Raw genomic sequence first — 1,077 nt, 5'->3', positions numbered from 1 at the left:
TAGATGATGAGGTTGATAGGTCTGAGGTGGAAGCGTGGTGACACGTGAAGCTGACAGATACTAATCGGTCGAGGACTTAACCAAATTACAGCATGTCTTATATTCGCTACTGGTTTTGAAGGTTCAACCTTTCTTTTAAAAAGCCTGCTCCTGCGCCGACGTTAGAGCAATGAAGTATTGCCTGCTCGTCGCATATGGACAAGGAAGCACTTGCGAGTTGCATTGTGCTCCTGCGCGACGATTATTCAATGATGTAAAATCAAAGCTCGTCGCAAACCTGCAGAGTAGCAGATTCAAGTAGTTGGTTTGGCAGCTATGGCGAAGAGGTCACACCCGTTCCCATCCCGAACACGGTCGTTAAGCTCTTCAGCGCCGATGGTAATTGGGGGCTTCCCCCTGTGAGAGTAGGACGCTGCCAGGCAATTCCCCTTTACTTAGGGGTTTTTATTTTGAATTCTTAAGAAGTTACTTAATTCGTGGGGCCTTAGCTCAGCTGGGAGAGCGCCTGCTTTGCACGCAGGAGGTCAGCGGTTCGATCCCGCTAGGCTCCATTTTTTGGCGGCGTAGCTCAGCTGGCTAGAGCGTACGGTTCATACCCGTGAGGTCGGGGGTTCGATCCCCTCCGCCGCTACCAATATAATATCAGGTTGATAATTTCTTGCTTTGCGGAAGTAGTTCAGTGGTAGAACACCACCTTCCCAAGGTGGGGGCCGCGGGTTCAAGTCCCGTCTTCCGCTCCAATAGAAATTAATCTTATCCTTCTTTCCAAAGTTAATAATGGGCCTGTAGCTCAGCCGGTTAGAGCGCACGCCTGATAAGCGTGAGGTCGGTGGTTCGAGTCCACTCAGGCCCACCATTATTTCGTTGGTACATAAACATGATTTAAATATATACTTGCCGCAGGCAGGACAGTCTATTAAGAACAGGATTTTCTAAAAAGAATATCCTGTTTTTTTGGCTCTATAATATTTGTTGGGGTATGAGAAAAATTAAAACAAAAAAATACACGCAAGCTCCTTAATCCTTTACACTTGAATTGTCCAGAAACAAGAGAAGGATAGGAGTTACGTGTATATG

Annotated in this window: 4 tRNA genes and 2 rRNA genes; all 6 read left to right on the top strand. The window is 46.8% G+C overall.

Annotated elements, in window-relative coordinates:
- Window positions 1-84 (top strand): 23S ribosomal RNA (locus ACFQRG_RS16485); the annotation flags it as partial.
- A gap of 221 nt (window positions 85-305) precedes the next feature.
- Window positions 306-421, top strand: a 5S ribosomal RNA gene (gene rrf / locus ACFQRG_RS16480).
- A 57-nt stretch (window positions 422-478) separates the two neighbouring features.
- A tRNA-Ala gene (locus ACFQRG_RS16475) sits at window positions 479-551 on the top strand.
- Window positions 552-557: 6 nt separating this feature from the next.
- Window positions 558-634: transfer RNA gene (locus ACFQRG_RS16470), tRNA-Met, on the top strand.
- Window positions 635-665: 31 nt separating this feature from the next.
- Window positions 666-740 (top strand) — tRNA-Gly (locus ACFQRG_RS16465).
- A 39-nt stretch (window positions 741-779) separates the two neighbouring features.
- Window positions 780-856: transfer RNA gene (locus tag ACFQRG_RS16460), tRNA-Ile, on the top strand.
- Window positions 857-1,077: the final 221 nt, after the last annotated feature.

Origin of the sequence: Scopulibacillus cellulosilyticus, assembly GCF_042665295.1 — a bacterium.
Classification (GTDB): domain Bacteria; phylum Bacillota; class Bacilli; order Bacillales; family Sporolactobacillaceae; genus Scopulibacillus_A; species Scopulibacillus_A cellulosilyticus.
This window is presented reverse-complemented; position numbering and strand designations above follow the sequence as displayed.